Origin of the sequence: Paraburkholderia sp. SIMBA_053, assembly GCF_046534895.1 — a bacterium.
Taxonomy (GTDB): Bacteria; Pseudomonadota; Gammaproteobacteria; order Burkholderiales; family Burkholderiaceae; genus Paraburkholderia; species Paraburkholderia caledonica.
Window position 1 is genome coordinate 1 of record NZ_JAWRXU010001868.1, and the last position, 232, is coordinate 232.

At 65.5% G+C, this 232-nt stretch carries 1 pseudogene; it reads right to left on the bottom strand.

The features are described 5' to 3' along the window. Positions 1-7: 7 nt before the first annotated feature. Positions 8-232: pseudogene (locus SB753_RS42010) on the bottom strand (amino acid ABC transporter substrate-binding protein); the annotation flags it as partial.

A 232-nucleotide genomic window follows, 5' to 3' on the forward strand; every position in this document is an offset into this window, starting at 1 on the left:
GCGCGATTCAACGAATGGGCGGCGCGTACATCAGGCCGCCACGGGTCCATAAGTCGTTCGTTCCGCGCGCGAGACCGAGAGGACTGTGCGCGCCGACGTTGCGATCGAACATCTGCCCGTAGTTGCCCACGCTTTCGAGAGCTCGCACGGTCCAGCCCGGCTCAACGCCGATTGAGCGGGTCACCGTGTCGTCCGGCACGAGAGCCCTGGATACCGATGGATTGCGCAGGCG